Source organism: Vibrio sp. 3-2(1) (assembly GCF_963887575.1).
GTDB classification, from domain to species: Bacteria; Pseudomonadota; Gammaproteobacteria; order Enterobacterales; family Vibrionaceae; genus Vibrio; species Vibrio anguillarum.
Genome location: NZ_CAWPGB010000022.1, coordinates 253,724 through 271,055 on the forward strand (window position 1 = coordinate 253,724; position 17,332 = coordinate 271,055).

Below are 17,332 nucleotides of genomic sequence, written 5' to 3' on the forward strand. Positions count from 1 at the left end.
ACTTACCCCTGATTTAGTGATGACCAATGACTGTGAAGCACTCGCTCAAGCTCCAGTGCACTTTTTTGCACAGCGTCTTGCGCAGTCGCTAGCGTCTTTTTACCACCTTCAAAATCGCTGGTGGTGAGATCAAAAACGGTGCTGTAGGTGTCAGCACAGGTTTCAAATGCTCGGCTACGCGGAATCGTCGCCATCATGACTTGATCACCCAACAGGTAATTCATTTCCGTTAATACCGAGACTTGCTTTTTATTATCATCTTCAAACATCGTCGGCATCAAACGTACAAATTCTAACCCTTTCCAATCTTCTGGAAACATTTCATAAACCGTAGGAAGGTGTTGAAAGAAATTGACGGTTGACGCCCAATCTAATCGCTTAGCCGCGCACGGGATCAGTAATGCATTGGAAGCATACATTGCATTCCATACCAATGGATCAACGTGTGGGCCAGTATCAATCATAATGATGTCAAAATCATCGCCAATCTTATCGATAAGTTTCTCTTTCAGCAGTCGAACAATATCAAGCGATTGGTTTTGCGAAAGATACTGCCACGCTTCTGCGTTAAACATTGCATCTTCAGGAAATGCAGAGATGGTTTTTAAATTGGGATATTGGGTTGGCAACATCACGTTCTTATGTAAGAACGCCTTGTCCACTTTAGTGTCTTCAGGCACGTTGTCTAACATAATATCAACGGCAGAATAGATATTACTGTGCTCTGATAAACTTATTTGCGGGTTGAGAAATAACCGTAATGAACCTTGCGGATCTAAGTCAATCAAGCAGATACGGTAACGCTGATCCAAATTCAGGGCGAGGCACGCGGCTAGATGGACAGCCGTCATTGATTTACCTGTCCCCCCCTTTTGGTTCTGAACATTGATGACCCAAGGCTTATGATCACCATGCTTTTTCCTTTGGTGGAACTTAGGCACACCAGCGGCATCCATGAGCATGTGGGCTTCCGCTAAAGAAATTGAATAGTGATTTGCATTGTTTTTAGTAAATTGATGGCCAGCTTGTTCCATTTTGGAAATGGCATCATCTAGCTTACGGCGTGTTAAGCCTGAACGAGTTTCCATTAGCGCTTTTGACATCGCTGGGAAATGGTCATCACTACGTTCTTCTAAAACAATTTCAATTCGGTCAGCTTGCACCTGTTGAGTTTGCTCGGCGAGCTGGTAGAGATTCGCTATGGTTTGTTCTCTTTTCATTGCCAAATTCCATAATAAGTACCTAACGCAGATTGTACAGCAAACAATTTAATACTCAACAAAAAGGTGAACATTCACTTTTAGATTAATGTCACAATAAATAGAAAAACATATCGGAATTTAATGAATTGACCTCATTATGGTCATCATTTTTCCTTAAATAATGGACAACTTAGTCCATTATTTATTTGAACATTAAAAATATTACAACGTAACTTATTTACATTGTAAATGAGCTTAAAATACCCGGAACGATTAGAGAAGCAGCATAATTTACGGTATGTGTCATTTGGAATGATGTTCCCCCTGCAGATCAATTAAATAATCGCAGAACATGAATAATAATAACTAGAGCGACAGGGCAGGGGAAACTTATCCTTTTCGTCAGGGTACCAGGACGCATGATCAAGGCTAACATGATGATCATGCGTCCGAAGAGATCCCTCGCCACAGGAACAATGATCAAGAGGAATTAGCGCCTTCCTTATCAGCAAATAATCAGAAAACAAATGGATCTTCATCGGATCAATGATCAAGTGTGATTTAAGCTCGGAAGCATGTAAAAATAGCGCATAATTACGGGTGATTGCAGATGGAGTAGGGGCTGAGCAAGATACCTAGTACATAACAAGTAAAATTTAAAACACACCAAATAACAAAACCTTCTTCAATACGCTCTTGATCATGCTTTCGACACACTCTCACTCCTTATAATAGAAGCTGTTAAAAGAGTTATTTGTCATTTCAATTCGTGTTTATGCCAAAATCGACTTTGAAAGAACATTTAATGCACTTCCTTGATCATCTTTCCAAAGAAAAACCAAGCCCATATTCTTCATCTAGCTCAAATAAAATAATCACTTCAACTCATCATGTGGATAAGTTGTGCATGAGCCATGATCATGCTTTAAGAAAGTGTTTGATCATTGATTCATTCGTCTGATGATCATCGTTCGGAATGTGATTGATCATGCTTTCTTCTCTACAATGATCATGTTTTCAGTTTTCTATGATCATGCTTCTGAAGGGGATTTTTTTTTATCTCTATAAAACAATCAATTAGGCTGCTCATTAAGGCCTGATCATTAGATCATATAAGCAATATAATCAGAATAATCAAAAAGATCAGTTATTTAAAAGCAATAAGTTTTTCTTTATTTATGATCTCTTTTTCTTTATTCTATTGGAACTATAGCGATATTACGGCTAGTGTGATACGGATCTAATAATGAACGCAGACGAAAAAATATTGATCAAAGCACCAAGGAGCCACAAAGATGGGCATCTTTTTGAAGTTTCAGAAACTGCTGTTGATTGGGTTGATCAATACCAACATTTTAAAGGTGTTACCAAAAGTATCGTTGAACTTCTTAACCTGATCTCATTAAGAGGTTTCCGCAGCCAAGATGGGTTAGTCTCAACAACAGAGTTAATTGAAGCAACCGATGGCCAATTGACCAGAGCGGCTATTCAGCAACGGCTGCGTGCTGCAGTAAGTATTGGTTTATTTAAACAGATCCCGGTGAGATTTGAAGAAGGTTTAGCTGGCAAGACAATGCTGCATAAATTTGTTAACCCAAATAAGCTCATCTCTGTGCTTGGTTCAACCAGTCTGGTAACTGAATCAGTAAAACAGACAGAAAAACGCAAGCGTTCAAAAGCGCTGGCTCAAACTCAGGTCAATAAGCGTTTGTTGACAGAGCATGGGCTAAATATTCCACCAGCGATGAAAGACGAAGCGGATCAGTTTGTGGTTTCACCCACCAATTGGGCTGGGATCATTGATCAAGCATTAGCTCCACCGAGAACTCGTAAAAGCTACCAGAAATCAATGGTGTCGATTTCTGGTACCCGTGCGATCATTGAAACTCGTTCTTCTAAAAATATCATGACAGTTGATGATCTAATGACACTGTTTGCACTGTTCACCTTAACGGTGCAATACCACGATCATCACCAAGAAGATTACCAACTTAATACCAAACACACACCGAATAAAACCCCATTGTATATTACTGACATTTTGTCGCTTCGCGGTAAAAAAGATAGTGGCCCAGCAAGAGATTCTATTCGCGATAGTATTGATCGGATTGAATTTACAGACTTCCAACTGCATGAGTTAACAGGCCGTTGGCTGAGTGAAAACATGCCAGAAGGATTTAAGAGTGATCGTTTTCGGTTCCTAGCAAGAACGATCACCGCTTCTGAAGAAGCGCCAACGGAAGGCGCTGATGGTGAAATTAGGATCAAACCTAATTTGTACATTTTGGTGTGGGAGCCTTCATTCTACGAAGAGTTACTCACTCGCGATTACTTTTTCTTGTTTCCACCAGAGATCCTAAAGCAACATACGTTGGTCTTCCAACTCTACTCCTATTTCCGCAGTCGCATGTCGCGTCGCCATACCGACAGCATGCTACTGAGTGAATTGAACCAAAAGTTGGCCCGTAATATCGAATGGCGTCGTTTTTCGATGGATCTTGTCCGTGAGCTAAAACGATTATCGGAAGGAAAGGGCAGCGATTCGTTATTTGTCGTGAATCTTTGGGGCTATCATTTGACGGTCACCACACTGGTGGATAAAGAAAAAGTGATGGATTACCAAGTCGACATTAAGTGCGATGTGGAAGAAGTCCTGCGCTACTCGCGCGCTCGTACCACCAATGCAGGCAAACGCAACATGGCTCCAACGTTACCTAACCCACTGCGCAATGAGATGGTTTCTAAGCAAAAACTAGAAGAGCTTTCTGAGATCATTGATGGTGAATTTGAACCGATTCAACGTAAAGCACCGTCTCCAAAGGGTAAGCTGGGACGAAGAGTCAAGCAGCGCAAACACCTAGTAGAGATCAATGCCGATGAAATTACGATTACCTTATCTAAATATACCTCTCCAGAGGCCCTAGAACGCAGTATAACGGCGTTATCAGCAATGACTGGACACCCACCATCCTCTATCAAGGAAGAGTGTACAGAGCTGATTGATAAGCTGGATTGGCTAAGGGTTGGAAATGAGGCGATCTCTTATGAGACGTTAAGTAAATTGATCGAGCTCTATAACACGAAAAACGAGAATAAACATTTATCGATCGAACGTTTGATCTCGGGTCTCGCAGTACGTCGCAAAGTGTGTAAGCAAGTGTACGAGGGGCATTTAGATGAATCCGTATTCCGGGCACTTGATGAAGTCGCTATTGGTATTTAAAAGGTATTTAAAACCAATTTACAACACAACCTTGACATGTAGCTGACATTTTGTTTTAGAAGGTTCGTTATTATAGAAAACGAATAGACAACCTTTTGTCCTATCTGATGAATTAATAGATTGGCTCATATATGTTTTTAGCGAGTTATATAACTCGCTATTTTTTTATCTGTTGATCCCTGCAATCAATTAATACCCTCGCTTTATACCTTGATCATCGTTCCACGCGTAATATGCAAGAAATCGAACATGAGCATCAATTAAACTTTGGGATAAGGCCTCATCAACGTGCTGTTGGTTGAGATGCTCCAAACTCAGTACCATCAACTGCTGCATCCGTTTTATACACCAAGCTTTTAACTCAAGTTCACTACCCGGCTCCGACACACAACGCTGAAAACGAGCGTAAGCAAGCTGCAGATATTGGAAGGCAAGCTCACCGTCAATAAGCTTGTAGTACTCATATTGGCGCAGGCAAGCATCAAGCCAACAAGCAATTGCTTTACTTTGATCATCACTCAGATCCGGCCCCCAGATCTCTTGTGGAGCATTAAGGATCAGAGGTTGTAATTGAGCCACCTGGTCATAGCGCTTGTTCAGATGCCATTGATGGATCTCAGTTAACCAGTCGTGAAGCTTACACATCGCGTCTTACCTACAACTTTAAATGCATTAACTACAGTCTGGTGTATTTCAAGCTTATTTGCCAAACAGAAATGGGGAACCATGAGCTAAAAATCAGCACATTGAAAGAGCGTGGGGTAGGGGGGCTGCGACAGTACGCAACAGAATAAAATGAGCGCTAAAACGCTTGAATTCATGTATGCAATATTTAAATCTAGCCTCGTCTAGCAAGGTTGGCAAAGTAATATTAATAGTTTTAAAAATAAGGTTTCTAAACCATCGCCAAAATCACAATATGGACGAAATATGCTTAACAAATCAAATGTCGTTTGCTACAGATTACATGTCCCTTACGTGGTTTGTTCGGAGGTAACAATGTCCATAAATTCTATTGACCATGACGAAATGACTGATATTGCAAATAAGTGGGACTTCACGGAAGAAGTAGAAACTCAAAAACCAGTTAAAAACCTTAAATCAGCCGAAGCTCGCCGTCGTATTGAAGCATTAAGAGAGGTTCGAGAAAGTGGTTTAACCATTGAAGAAGCGAAGGAGCTAGGCATACTTCACTGACGAGTTCTCACCATTAATCCCCTAAGGGTGGCGCATAGTCACCCTTTATATTTTCCAATTTTCTTGATTTCATACCGATAAATTGCACATTTATGCTCTTAATTTTCCTATGTCCTATGCTATATTTCGTGCCACGTATTTACCGATCTAGGCTAACTCATGTCCTTCAACCTATCTTTACTTGCCGCTGAAGAGAAAAACAAAGTAGAGCTCGATAAACAAGCTTCCTTTCTTGTTTGGAAACTCAAGCAAGGAAAAGCAGGGCCTGAAGCGATCACTCAGCAGCAGTCTAAAATTGCCAGTGAGGCCGAAAAAGAGTGGTTTTTACAATCGGTGAACAAATACAAAAGAGTGATGGGTGTTGCGTAGCATTCATGTCTTTGCTAAGTGGAAAATTGAAATGATCCCACTTTTTGCTAAAATCCCTCGCGTTAAATTGAATTAGAGAGATCATCCCTATGGGAAGAAGTTTTGAAGTGCGCAAAGCCTCAATGGCGAAAACTCAAGGCGCAAAAATTAAAGTCTATTCCAAATACGGTAAAGAAATTTACATGTGTGCGAAAAATGGTGGTTCGGACCCAGACATGAACTTGTCTTTGCGCCACCTGATCACAAAAGCGAAGAAAGACCAAGTTCCAGGCCACGTTATTGATAAAGCTCTAGATAAAGCCAGTGGTGGTGGTGGTGAAGACTACCAACCTGCTCGTTACGAAGGTTTTGGCCCTGGCGGCGCAAGTGTTATCGTTGACTGCTTAACAGATAACGGCAACCGTACGTTCCAAGATGTGCGTCAATGCTTTGTTAAAACGGGTGCGAAAATTGGTACTCCAGGTACCGTATCACACATGTTTGATCACCAAGCGGTATTTCAGTTCAAAGGGGATGATGAAGATTCTATCCTTGAAGCACTGATGATGGATGATGTCGATGTGACGGATGTTGAACTGGAAGATGGTGTGATCACTGTATTTGCACCTAACACTGAATTCTTCAAAGTGAAAACATCGCTAAATAATCAGTTCCCTGATTTGACTATCGATGTGGAAGAAATCACGTTCGTTCCACAAACACACACACCGGTCACGGGCGAAGAGGCGGAGAAATTCCAGAAATTCCTCGACATGCTAGATGACTGTGATGATGTTCAGCAGGTTTACCATAACGCTGAGCTGTAATAGAGCGAATTAATGAGAAGCCGAGTGATTGACTCGGCTTTTTTTTATCTGTGCATTGCTAACCGTGGTCTTATTCATAGAGAATGACGCAAGGATACATACAGCCCACACTCAGTTACGTGTGTTCGTCCGTTTGGGCTGCTGGGTAATAATAAAAGGAGAAGTTAATGAAAGTCAGTTTTATTGGATTAGGGGTTATGGGATACCCTATGGCTGGGCATCTAAAAAATGCAGGGTTTGATGTTAGCGTCTACAACCGCACTCAAGCTAAAGCGCAGCAGTGGGCGCAGCAGTATCATGGGCATGCAGCGCAAACAGTCGCAGAGTGCGTGCAAGATGCCGATGTGGTTTTAACCTGCGTTGGCAATGATGATGATGTCCGTAGCATGACGACCAGTGACGGCGGCGCGATAAGGGCGATGAAACGCGGCGCAATTTTGGTTGATCACACCACCACATCGGCACTGTTAGCCGAAGAGCTGGCGTCTGCGGCTCATAAAGCGGGCATTCGCTTTATGGATGCTCCTGTTTCTGGTGGCCAAGCAGGGGCTGAAAATGGTGTGCTAACCATTATGTGTGGTGGAGATGCCGAACTGTTTGAGCAGCTGCAACCCGTATTTCATGCTTATGGCAAGTCATCGGTGCTGATGGGGAAAGCAGGGCAAGGACAACGCGCAAAAATGGTCAATCAAATTTGCATTGCTGGCGTATTAAATGGCCTGTCGGAAGGATTGATCTTAGCGGAAAAGTCAGGGTTAGATATTGGCGTTTTGGTTGATTGTTTGAAAAATGGAGCCGCAGGTTCATGGCAGATGGAAAACCGCGCTGTGAACATGTCAATAGGTAAATTTGATTACGGTTTTGCCATTGATTGGATGATCAAAGACTTGGGCTTTTGTTTGGATGAAGCGCAACGAAACGATCTAAAATTGCCGATGACAGAAAAAACTTATCATGCTTACCAAGCCTTGTCTGAGCAAGGTGAGGGAAGAATGGATACTTCTATCCTTATCAAAGCCGTTAATTCATAAATATCACAGCTCAGAGATAGACTCAATTGGCCCTATTTAGGGCCATTTACACTGTAAACCTATAAATCGATTCCTATTTATCTTCTGGCCCCGCATACCTACAGTGTCTATCTGTGTGCCTCTTTTTGAAAAATAATTGTATAAAACCATGATCGCCTACCTATTAGGGAGGACAAATGTCCTTCATTTTTGTTTGCTGTGCGTGACAGTGCTGGATAAATCGTCAGCTAATTACATTTACTGAAAAATCTTAAAATTTGGTTTTTAGTTTCAATAAACTAACATAAAACCAGTTTAATGTGCTGTTAATTTGGTGTTTCCATGGTTTTCAATCCAAGCTAAGCCCCTTGATTATAGTGATTATGACCAAGGTCTCAAAATGATCATAATGATTAATAGGAGTAGGATTCGCGATATTATTATTTTTATACAAGTGAAAAAGCAGTGAAAGACACTAAGGAAATGGCTCATTTTAGTCATGTTCAGATTTCCAATTGGACTAAACACGACACCTATTGGCTACTCAGTTTATTTGGTACGGCCGTTGGGGCTGGCATTCTATTTTTGCCAATCAACATTGGGTTAGGTGGTTTCTGGCCATTAGTGTTAATGGTCTTACTCGCTTTTCCGATGACTTATCTCTCTCATCGTGGTCTTGCTCGTTTTGTTCTCTCATCGCGCCGTCCTAATGCCGATTTTACCGACGTTGTTGAAGAACACTTTGGCCAAAGGGCTGGTCGCTTGATCTCTTTGCTGTATTTCCTCTCTATTTTCCCAATCTTACTGATTTACGGTGTCGGTCTAACTAACACGGTTGATAGCTTTTTGGTTAATCAAGCGCAGATGGTCGCTCCCCCTCGGGTGCTGCTTTCTGGTGGCTTAGTCTTTGCGTTAATTGCCATTATGCTGGGTGGCGAGAAGATCATGTTGCGCGCTTTTGCTGTTATGGTTTATCCATTGGCGGCTATTTTATTATTTCTCTCGCTCTATTTGATCCCGTATTGGTCAGTGCCGTCATTAGCATTGCCGCAAACGAGTGATTTCTTACACACAGTGTGGCTAGCCATTCCTGTCGTGGTGTTTTCTTTTAGCCATGCAGCGGCGATCTCAAGTTTTGCCAATGTTCAACGTCGTCATTATGGCGCGCTAGCGGATAAAAAATCAGAGCAGATTCTGCGTTACACCAGCCTTGTATTAATTCTGTTTGTCTTGCTGTTCGTATTTTCTTGCGTATTGGCTTTATCACCAGAAGCATTGCAAGAAGCAAAAGTGCAAAATATTTCAGTGCTGACTTACCTTGCCAATGTCACAGATAATCCCTTTATCGCCACTCTAGGCCCTTTAGTGGCGTTTATTGCCATTACCTCTTCCTTTTTAGGGCATTTCCTTGGTGCGCGAGAAAGCCTGACTGGATTGCTGTGTAAAAATTTTGGCCTGTCATTGCGTGTTGCTGGGCGACTCACCATTGCGATTTTGTTTGTCACGATTTGGATTGTCGCGATACTCAACCCCAGCATTCTGGGAATGATGGAAGCGTTTTCAGGCCCCGTGATCGCTATGATTCTGTTTATTATGCCGATGATTGCTGTATTCAAAGTGCCATCGCTGGCGAAGTATCAACAGCAGGTGAGTACACCCTTTGTCATGGTAATAGGTTTATTGGCGGTATCGGCATTGCTTTATAACTTGCTCAATTAAATCAGCCATTGGCTCCGTCACTGGAGCCAAATCAATTACTTGATTTGAGCTTTTGTTATTTGAGGTTGTGCATTATTGAGCGTTGATGCTACCTCCAGAATATCTTGCCACTCATTGTAAGCTGATTGGTACCAAACTTGCTCCAGAATGACCGCTTGTGAATCTTGTGCTTTGGTAAGGTTAGAAACGACGTTGTTGGTTTCATTGTATAAACTGAGCACCGTGGTTTGTAGTGTATCTAAGGATCGGCTGATCGCCGCACAATCGTTGTTAACTTGATCGACACTTAGCAATAGGGCATTGAGAGACGCGATTTGTTGTTGATCTTGAGAGAGCGTTTGTTGATCGTGGTTGATGGTATTTAAAGATGATTGGATATCGCTTTGCAGGCTAGATATTTCACTTTGTGCTTCTACAATAGAGCTAACACCAAACCCTGCCAATATCAAAGAACCTCCCAGTGTAAACGGAGCAAGCACCACGCCAAAAATCGTTTCAAATATCCCTTTCTTACGCTGCGATTGAGCATTCGCAATGGCGGTTTTAAATGCTGCTATCTGTTGTTTCATTAGATCAATTTGGGCGTTGGTGGCGATAATTTCTGCTTGGATGGAAACTTCTTCTTGCTGGATCTGTGCAATAGTTTGTTGCAATGTGTTATGAGCATCTTCCACTTGGCGAGCCCAAGCATTCAATCCCTCATCATAACGTTTTATATTTGATGTAAGACTTTGAATCGGATTTTGTAATGTTAAGATTAATGAAGTGAGCTGCTGTAGTTGGGCGGTATCAAAACGGGTTTCTAGTGCTTTGAATAACGTTAAAATTTGAACATTAGAATCTTTGAATGTATTCGCAATGGAAAGAACACTGTCCATAATGTCATTTGAAAAATATAAATTACCACTCAAACGCCATTGCCGTACCAGTTTTTGCACCGCATTTAAATTTTGTTCTACCTGAGCATACCAATGTTCTGCATTGCCTTGATCAATATAAGTTTCAACAACGCCTTGGCATGCAGAATTTAGTAACACCATAGCGCTAATAGATGCAGGAATGTCGGTTTGAAGTTGCTCGCTGGCTGATTGATTCATGATGATCCTCGAAAAAGAATAAAAGGGGGCATAACCCCCTTAGTAATGTTTAAGCTGCTTGTTTTACTGCAGGTGCTAACTCTTTCGTTTCGATAGCTATTTTTGCGCTAGCTAGCTGTTTAGCAAGTTCAACCGCATCATCCCATTCGTTTTTCGCTGCGTCAGACATCACTTTTTCCATAATAATGCTCTGCATGGATGCACCATTATTAAGCTTGGTTACTACATCATCTAACTCGTTACCAAAGACTGTCCACGTCGTTTCAAAATCAGATAATACTGATGTCGATGTTTCAATCGCTGAAACGACGGCGCTACTGGCATTGGAAAGCCCCTGTAAAGCGATAATCTGTTGTTGATCTTCAGCTTTTTGCTTTTGTTCTTGCGCGATGCTGTCGTAGTCATCATCAATTTGATTTTGTAATACGCCCCACGTAACGCCACCAGCAATAATCGATGCCGCGCCGACGGCTGCGATACCGCCGGAGACTACAGCTGCGGTGCCAGCGGTTGCGACGGTAAGCGCAACGCCTGCGACGAGCATAAAGATGCCAACACCAACCGCAACTTGTGCATAGACTAGATCTTTATTCAGTTTCTCAATGGCTGCACGATTGTTGTCTATTGCGTTATTCATACTTTCAATATCTGTTTGTAAATCGATAATTGTTTTTTGAATATTGGTCGCACCATTGACTAAGTCATCATGTGCTGCTTGCATTTTCACCCCCCAATCAGAGAGTTCCTTATTCATCCCTTTGACTGTGGCTTCGATACCGCTGACTTGAGAAGATAGGGCGGTCATAATCTGTGAAGCTTGCTGAACCGTTGTATTGTCTTTGCCACTTGCTGTTGGATCCGCTTTATATAACTCATGAATGGCATCGATTGATGCTTGGAAAGTGGCGTCAAAATTAATTACGCTGGAGGGAATCGATGCTGATACTTGTGGTCCCAAATCATCAATCCATTGCTTAGCAACCAATTTTGCTGAGTCTAATTTTTTACTCAGGTCATCAAACCAATCTGGTTTTACCGTAGGTGGCGTAAATTGTGTGTTTAAAATGGCATGGCACTGCGCTGTGATGACTGTGGTTGCCAAAAATGCAGATTGAGTGGTTTGCTGTGTTGGGTTCAACTGAGTAACTTGTTGTGACATTGTGTATCTCCTTTACTGTTCTTGAATGGTGTTATTTAGCGTGTTGACTAAAACGGGTTTTCCAATGTTTGGCGGTAAACTAATGAGTTGCACAAATTCTGAAATAGTTTTCCATGAGGCTGAAGCAATCTTGATGGTTTGCAAATCAGTCAATAGGGCAGGGTCTGAACCGCTTTGTAAGGCGTTGATCAGTTCGTTTACCTTGTCTAATTCGTCTTGCCATAACAATGAAAGTGCTGGCAAGTTATCATCAATCTTTAGGAATTCTTCGCTCATGTTGCTGAGGGTTTGAATAATGGCTTTAGTAATGGCAGCCGCTTGTGCTTCTTCACTGGCTAGTGTTTGTAATTGAGTGAGTTTGTCTAAATCTTGTTGTACCTCTTTCGCGCTCGATATTGTGCTGTATGCACTGTAACCAACCGTGAATAGCGCACCAGCAAAGGAAAGGAATGGCACAGACGTCGTTGCTCCCATTACGACACCGTAGGAAATAGTGACCATACTTTGTATGTAAGCTTTTCCTGCTCTTAATTGGGCCGCCGTGACATTGGCTCCTAAACTGGCAATGGATTGCGATAGAGAGCCTATCTCTGTTGCAATGCGTACCATTGCTTGTTCTTCGCTCGCAAGTTCATTCCAGCCATCTTGAATGCTGGATGCGAGCAGCTCCTCTGCATTTTTCGCTTGGCTGTAAGATTTCGTGAAAACTTGCTGAGCTTCATTTGTTAACGTGATATTTTGCTTTAACGTTTTTTGCAATAATTGTAAGCATTCAATCCATTGCTTCGTACTTGTTATCGCCTTACTGTTTTGTGCGCAGGCATCGAACGTGGTCTGATAATTAATAAACGATGTAATAATTTGCGCAAAAATTTTAGGCTTTTGCTGCATAAACTCATTCATTACCGCTCTTAAGATCTCAGTCCTGCTTCGAACTTCTACGAGCCAGTTTGGATCTTTTGCTACATGGCCAATAAAGAGAGAGTTGCACGTTGCATCGTAGTTACTAATACCTAAAAAATCAGTATATACGTCGGTCAGCATATTTAATGCGGTATCAACATTTGGGCTTAACATGAGTTCGCCCTCTACAGTGAAATAACGAGGAAAGGATCAAACGTTAATCTTGCACCATCAATAGACAAGGTCGCATTGTATTGTTGTGTGCTGGCTTGTCCTTGCGCTTCAACTCGGCCTTCCCAGAATTCATCACCGCTTAGTCCTTGTTTAGTGGGTATACAAACTCTGTCATTTATCATTTGCCCATTAAACTCGACAATATCAACTTCATTGTCTGGTGAAATAGCGACAACTCGCCAGCATAATAATTGGCCGTCTTTACAGGCTGTTTTTAACTCAGCTTGGCCTTCATTACCCGAGCCCATATATTTATTTGTATCAATGAGATAAATGTTACTTTGCAGATCTCGACTTGCCAGCGCTGCTGCTGCATCTACGACCATGAGTATTTCTACTTTTTTCATACAATGTTCCTTATTTAGATGGAGTTATTGAACTTCGAGATAAGGTGAAAAATTCATTGTTATTCCGTTTATTGAAAGAGAAATGGTATATAGATAACGCCCAGTATCCCCGCGAGTCTGAACTCTGCCTTCCCACGCGTCATTAACAGGGCTTGGTAAGCAAGCTTTTTGATCAATCATGTCACCAGAGAATCCCGTTATATTGACTTCGTCATCTGGCGAAATGGCGCAGCTACGCCAGCAAATAAACTGACCATCTTGAGATACCGTGTGGAGTTGGCACGTTCCTTCATCCCAAGAACCAAGCCATTGGTTACTATCAATTAAGTAAACGTTATCCATTAAGCTCGTGGTTGCTAATGCTCCGGCACAATCAACCACGATAAGTATTTCTATTTTTTTCATTCAATACCTACTGACGTTTATTTATGGATCCACAGAATATCACTGTACTGATTTAACCATTTCGAATGGTTTTTTGGGTTATATCTATTAAATCTTATTGATATTAGTGTTGATATTTACATGTTTATAATCTTTATGTGGATAAATATAGTTAGTGATTTCAGTTAATCAAGGTTGCATAACTAATATGTACATATCAGTATGTACATAAAATAATTTTATAATGATATTCATGGATAGATCTTAAGTTTAATTTCATTTTTGTTATTTATTAAGCACTTAATTTTCTGGCTTAATCATGTTTTTGTGTGAGATATTGAAAGGGATAATAAACGCTCATTTACTTGATGAAATTTTTATTTCAGGGTTAAATGATGATTTCAACAATGCTGGTTATTTTTACTAATAGTATTAAGTAACTTATCAACATTTATTGTTGATTGTTTTAGTGTAAGTAAAAATATATTTTTATTTTCACTTAACTTTTTAATAGGTAGGTAGTATGTCTGTGAGATAAATGAGGTCATCTACAATATTAATTATAGATAATTTCATTTTTGGCATTAACACTATGTTTAATCTAGCTAATAATATTGATTAAATTATTAGCTAGAATGACTTAACGCTAAGCGATGAGATCGTTTTTCCAGCTTTGAGCGATGAAATCAATGAATTGGCGAACCAATGGGGTTTGATAGCTACGAGAAAGATACACAGCCCATAGTGCGCTGCTTGGGCTGTGAAACTCTGGCAAAACGCGTACTAGTGTTCCTGAGGCGATAAAGACATTTGCAAGATCGCATGGTAGCCGTACGATGCCTTTGTGATGTAGGGCAGCACGGCATAAAATTTCCATATCATTAGCGCGGATGTTGCCATTCACGGTGACAGAGAGCTGTTCATTGTCTTTAACCACATCCCACTTGTTATTACTCATGTGCACAAAGCAGTTGTGCTGGGTTAAGTCATTGGGTGTATTGATAGGAGGGTGTTGGTTGAGATAGCTAGGGGAAGCGCATATGACGGTGCCGACGCTCATTAAACGGCGAGCGATGAGCGTATCATCCGGCTGTTGGGTAAAACGCAGGGCAATATCCACGCGTTCATCGACCAGTTGTGAAAGGCGATCTGAAGCGACAATGTCAATTAACACATTGGGGTGTCGTTGCGTGAAGTCTTCAACAACGGCCAATAACATGTTTTGAGCAAGGCCTATCGGCGCGGCAATGCGAATGGTACCGTTTAAGAGTTGTGACTGTTCCAACGCCCGTGTTTCAAGTTCGGCAGTTTGGTGCAAAATTTGTTCGCAACGGATTAAAGCCTCTTCACCGGCGGTGGTTAGGCTGACTTTGCGTGTCGTGCGGTGCAGTAACCTCTGCTTTAACCAATCCTCAACTTCTTGGACATGACGTGACACTTGTAATCGACTTAAGCTCAAGTTGTCTGCGGCTTTGGTAAAACTGGCAGTATTTGCCACTTCGATAAAACTGCGCATGGCGGTTAGTCTGTCCATGGTAGGCCTTTATTAGATACGAATATTGATACAATCTACATCATTTTTGGGTGTTTTTCCTCCTTCGTTTAACTACTAGACTACAATTGTTGTCGAGAAACAGAAACCGAATGAGGAAATAAATTATGAAAATTGCAGTATTAGGCGCATCAGGTTGGATTGGTAGTCACATTGTCAATGAAGCAAAAGCACGGGGCCACGAGGTGATCGCGCTAGTGCGTGATTCAAGTAAAGTCGATGCTGAAGGTGTTAGCGTTCAACTATTTGACTTACAACAGCCTTTGTCAAAAATTAGCGCTGCGTTAGCTGGTGTTGATGTCGTGATCGCTTCTATCGGCGGACGTGCAGCTGGCAACCACGATATTGTTGCAGCTACAGCGCAAAAACTGCTGTCAGATCTACCGCAAGTGGGTGTGGATCGCCTACTGTGGGTTGGTGGTGCGGGTTCATTGGAAGTCGCTCCCGGTATCAAATTGGTGACCGTAGAAGGTTTCCCTGAAGAGTACAAAGGGGAAGCATTAGCGCAAGGCGAAGCGTTGGATCTCTTCCGTGCGAGTACAAGCAAGGTTAATTGGACATTTGTTAGCCCGGCCGCTGAAATTTTTCCGGGCGAGAAGCAAGGTGCTTACCGTGTGGGTGGTGACACTCTATTGTCTGATGCTGAAGGCAACAGCAAAATCTCAGTCAGTGATTATGCCCTCGCGATGATCGATGAGTTAGAAAGTGCCGCTCACCCTCGTCAACGTATTGGTGTTGCTTACTGATACCAGACCGATAGATCCATTTGGCTATTCTCTTGATCGAAAATTGCTGATAACGTGAACGAAGTAATGCTCTCTATGGGCATTACTTTTCTTTGTTTCGCTTATAGGCATTTTAATGGAAATGTTCAGTAGTACGGCGCTTATCGCCATGTTTCTTATTTTCTTGGGTTCATTTGTGCAAACGGCGATTGGTTTTGGTTTAGCGATCGTCGCAGCGCCCTTGCTGTTCTTGATCTCCGCCGATTACGTTCCTGCCCCCATTTGTATCGTGGCGCTGTTTATTTCTATCTTGAACGCCTTAAAGCATCGCTCGAACATTGAGCTCGGCGGTTTAAAAATGGCGCTGATTGGTCGCGTTCCCGGTTCAATTGCGGGCGGTATCCTTCTGGTTTTAGTCTCGACGGATGTACTGGCGTTATGGCTTGGTTTATTGGTGTTATTTGCCGTGGCGGTTAGTTTATTGCCGTATCGCATCGAACCTACCCCGATAAAAATGGGTATTGCGGGTTTTTTCTCCGGTTTCTTTGGCACCAGTTCCGCGATTGGTGGGCCGCCGATGGCGTTGATCCTACAGCATCAAGAAGCGAATCAGTTGCGTGGCAATCTTTCGGCATTTTTTGTGTTTAGCTCGATCATCTCTTTGATTATTCAAATACCGGCAGGTTTTCTGACGTTACATCATTTATGGATAACGATTCCGCTTATCCCCTCAGCTTGGTTGGGTTATAAGTTGGCGATGATGACCACGCAATCACTACCCAAAGATAACATCCGTTTCGCTGCGTTGCTGCTTTGTACGATAAGCGGCGTTACGGCGGTATGGCATGGTTTAGCCTAGCGTTAATCTTCCGTTCAGGTCATGCAATGATACTGAAAGGGTTTATGGGTCTATTTTATACGGAGTAGCAGTGATGAGAACAATCGGCAATATTATTTGGTTTTTACTGGGCGGAGTGTTTATGGGGCTCGCTTGGTGGTTTTTTGGTCTCCTTGCCTTTATCAGCATTATTGGCATTCCATGGGGGCGTGCTTGCTTTGTTATCGGTAACTTTTCGTTTTTTCCTTTTGGGCAAGAGGCGATTTCCCGTGATGAATTGACCAATCAGCAAGATATTGGTACCAGCCCATTTGGCTTAATCGGCAATGTGATTTGGTTTGTTTTCGCTGGTTTTTGGTTAGCCGTTGGTCATATTTTATCGGCGGTGGCGTGTTTTATTACCATCATTGGCATCCCTTTCGCACTACAGCATTTGAAACTCGCGGTTATTTCTTTGGCTCCGATTGGTAAAACCATCGTCCCGAAAGAAGAGGCGGCGAGAGCTCGCTATTCTTCTTATCGTTAATATAGGTTTTGTTTTTTGCTCCTTTTCTCTCGTGTTTCTCT

17 protein-coding genes are annotated in these 17,332 nt (G+C 42.0%); 9 read left to right on the top strand and 8 right to left on the bottom strand.

The genetic code is table 11. The annotated features are described in order from the left end of the window. Window positions 1-2: 2 nt before the first annotated feature. A complete protein-coding gene (locus AACQ79_RS09295) occupies window positions 3-1,220 on the bottom strand; it encodes a ParA family protein (RefSeq protein ID WP_170898982.1) in 1,218 nt (405 codons plus the stop codon). A 1,228-nt stretch (window positions 1,221-2,448) separates the two neighbouring features. Between AACQ79_RS09295 and AACQ79_RS09300 the strand changes: the two genes are divergently transcribed. After that, a complete protein-coding gene (locus tag AACQ79_RS09300) occupies window positions 2,449-4,425 on the top strand; it encodes a replication initiator protein RctB domain-containing protein (RefSeq protein WP_017043500.1) in 1,977 nt (658 codons plus the stop codon). A 189-nt stretch (window positions 4,426-4,614) separates the two neighbouring features. Here AACQ79_RS09300 and AACQ79_RS09305 read toward each other — a convergent pair whose 3' ends face one another. Further along, window positions 4,615-5,070 carry a hypothetical protein gene (locus tag AACQ79_RS09305; RefSeq protein WP_064626530.1) on the bottom strand — a complete coding sequence of 152 codons (456 nt, stop codon included), beginning with the start codon at window positions 5,068-5,070 and terminating at the stop codon, window positions 4,615-4,617. Window positions 5,071-5,424: 354 nt separating this feature from the next. Here AACQ79_RS09305 and AACQ79_RS09310 point away from each other — a divergent pair, with 354 nt between their 5' ends. From AACQ79_RS09310 to AACQ79_RS09330, 5 genes are all read left to right on the top strand, one after another. After that, a complete protein-coding gene (locus AACQ79_RS09310) occupies window positions 5,425-5,622 on the top strand; it encodes a PA3496 family putative envelope integrity protein (protein ID WP_170898983.1) in 198 nt (65 codons plus the stop codon). Window positions 5,623-5,781: 159 nt separating this feature from the next. Continuing rightward, window positions 5,782-5,991, top strand: a complete 210-nt coding sequence (locus tag AACQ79_RS09315) for a DUF3283 family protein (protein WP_017046863.1) — start codon at window positions 5,782-5,784, stop codon at window positions 5,989-5,991. A gap of 89 nt (window positions 5,992-6,080) precedes the next feature. Next, window positions 6,081-6,797, top strand: coding sequence for a YebC/PmpR family DNA-binding transcriptional regulator (locus tag AACQ79_RS09320; protein ID WP_017044945.1), 717 nt, complete (start codon window positions 6,081-6,083; stop codon window positions 6,795-6,797). A 167-nt stretch (window positions 6,798-6,964) separates the two neighbouring features. Next, entirely contained in the window at window positions 6,965-7,828 is an 864-nt protein-coding gene (locus AACQ79_RS09325) for an NAD(P)-dependent oxidoreductase (RefSeq protein WP_064626531.1), read from the top strand. 462 nt (window positions 7,829-8,290) lie between these two features. Next, window positions 8,291-9,526 (top strand): aromatic amino acid transport family protein, encoded by a 1,236-nt coding sequence (locus AACQ79_RS09330; RefSeq protein ID WP_212756374.1) that lies wholly within the window; start codon window positions 8,291-8,293, stop codon window positions 9,524-9,526. A gap of 35 nt (window positions 9,527-9,561) precedes the next feature. On the opposite strand, the gene makE is transcribed toward AACQ79_RS09330, so the two are convergent. From makE to AACQ79_RS09360, 6 genes are all read right to left on the bottom strand, one after another. Next, window positions 9,562-10,623, bottom strand: coding sequence for an alpha-pore-forming cytotoxin subunit MakE (gene makE / locus AACQ79_RS09335; RefSeq protein WP_001076381.1), 1,062 nt, complete (start codon window positions 10,621-10,623; stop codon window positions 9,562-9,564). A gap of 49 nt (window positions 10,624-10,672) precedes the next feature. Continuing rightward, complete coding sequence (gene makA / locus AACQ79_RS09340) at window positions 10,673-11,782, bottom strand: cytotoxin MakA (protein ID WP_000082912.1); 1,110 nt, start codon at window positions 11,780-11,782, stop codon at window positions 10,673-10,675. Window positions 11,783-11,794: 12 nt separating this feature from the next. Then, a complete protein-coding gene (gene makB, locus AACQ79_RS09345; RefSeq protein WP_094132119.1) occupies window positions 11,795-12,859 on the bottom strand; it encodes an alpha-pore-forming cytotoxin subunit MakB in 1,065 nt (354 codons plus the stop codon). Window positions 12,860-12,870: 11 nt separating this feature from the next. Further along, the gene (gene makC / locus AACQ79_RS09350) at window positions 12,871-13,266 is read right to left on the bottom strand and encodes an alpha-pore-forming tripartite toxin MakABE regulator MakC (protein WP_013868236.1); all 396 of its coding nucleotides are present in this window, start codon (window positions 13,264-13,266) and stop codon (window positions 12,871-12,873) included. Window positions 13,267-13,290: 24 nt separating this feature from the next. Then, a complete protein-coding gene (makD, locus tag AACQ79_RS09355) occupies window positions 13,291-13,671 on the bottom strand; it encodes an alpha-pore-forming tripartite toxin MakABE regulator MakD (protein WP_013868237.1) in 381 nt (126 codons plus the stop codon). A 625-nt stretch (window positions 13,672-14,296) separates the two neighbouring features. After that, complete coding sequence (locus AACQ79_RS09360; protein WP_013868239.1) at window positions 14,297-15,184, bottom strand: LysR family transcriptional regulator; 888 nt, start codon at window positions 15,182-15,184, stop codon at window positions 14,297-14,299. A 125-nt stretch (window positions 15,185-15,309) separates the two neighbouring features. Here AACQ79_RS09360 and AACQ79_RS09365 point away from each other — a divergent pair, with 125 nt between their 5' ends. From AACQ79_RS09365 to AACQ79_RS09375, 3 genes are all read left to right on the top strand, one after another. After that, window positions 15,310-15,948, top strand: coding sequence for an NAD(P)-dependent oxidoreductase (locus tag AACQ79_RS09365; protein ID WP_170898985.1), 639 nt, complete (start codon window positions 15,310-15,312; stop codon window positions 15,946-15,948). Between the two features lie 115 nt (window positions 15,949-16,063). After that, the gene (locus AACQ79_RS09370; protein WP_013868241.1) at window positions 16,064-16,786 is read left to right on the top strand and encodes a sulfite exporter TauE/SafE family protein; all 723 of its coding nucleotides are present in this window, start codon (window positions 16,064-16,066) and stop codon (window positions 16,784-16,786) included. 73 nt (window positions 16,787-16,859) lie between these two features. After that, window positions 16,860-17,291, top strand: a complete 432-nt coding sequence (locus AACQ79_RS09375; protein WP_026027764.1) for a YccF domain-containing protein — start codon at window positions 16,860-16,862, stop codon at window positions 17,289-17,291. Window positions 17,292-17,332 lie beyond the last annotated feature (41 nt).

Coding starts and splice junctions, on each gene's coding strand:
- AACQ79_RS09295 (WP_170898982.1), bottom strand. CDS start 1,220: ATGAAAAGAGAACAAACCATAGCGAATCTCTACCAGCTCGCCGAGCAA.
- AACQ79_RS09300 (WP_017043500.1), top strand. CDS start 2,449: ATGAACGCAGACGAAAAAATATTGATCAAAGCACCAAGGAGCCACAAA.
- AACQ79_RS09305 (WP_064626530.1), bottom strand. CDS start 5,070: ATGTGTAAGCTTCACGACTGGTTAACTGAGATCCATCAATGGCATCTG.
- AACQ79_RS09310 (WP_170898983.1), top strand. CDS start 5,425: ATGTCCATAAATTCTATTGACCATGACGAAATGACTGATATTGCAAAT.
- AACQ79_RS09315 (WP_017046863.1), top strand. CDS start 5,782: ATGTCCTTCAACCTATCTTTACTTGCCGCTGAAGAGAAAAACAAAGTA.
- AACQ79_RS09320 (WP_017044945.1), top strand. CDS start 6,081: ATGGGAAGAAGTTTTGAAGTGCGCAAAGCCTCAATGGCGAAAACTCAA.
- AACQ79_RS09325 (WP_064626531.1), top strand. CDS start 6,965: ATGAAAGTCAGTTTTATTGGATTAGGGGTTATGGGATACCCTATGGCT.
- AACQ79_RS09330 (WP_212756374.1), top strand. CDS start 8,291: ATGGCTCATTTTAGTCATGTTCAGATTTCCAATTGGACTAAACACGAC.
- makE (WP_001076381.1), bottom strand. CDS start 10,623: ATGAATCAATCAGCCAGCGAGCAACTTCAAACCGACATTCCTGCATCT.
- makA (WP_000082912.1), bottom strand. CDS start 11,782: ATGTCACAACAAGTTACTCAGTTGAACCCAACACAGCAAACCACTCAA.
- makB (WP_094132119.1), bottom strand. CDS start 12,859: ATGTTAAGCCCAAATGTTGATACCGCATTAAATATGCTGACCGACGTA.
- makC (WP_013868236.1), bottom strand. CDS start 13,266: ATGAAAAAAGTAGAAATACTCATGGTCGTAGATGCAGCAGCAGCGCTG.
- makD (WP_013868237.1), bottom strand. CDS start 13,671: ATGAAAAAAATAGAAATACTTATCGTGGTTGATTGTGCCGGAGCATTA.
- AACQ79_RS09360 (WP_013868239.1), bottom strand. CDS start 15,184: ATGGACAGACTAACCGCCATGCGCAGTTTTATCGAAGTGGCAAATACT.
- AACQ79_RS09365 (WP_170898985.1), top strand. CDS start 15,310: ATGAAAATTGCAGTATTAGGCGCATCAGGTTGGATTGGTAGTCACATT.
- AACQ79_RS09370 (WP_013868241.1), top strand. CDS start 16,064: ATGGAAATGTTCAGTAGTACGGCGCTTATCGCCATGTTTCTTATTTTC.
- AACQ79_RS09375 (WP_026027764.1), top strand. CDS start 16,860: ATGAGAACAATCGGCAATATTATTTGGTTTTTACTGGGCGGAGTGTTT.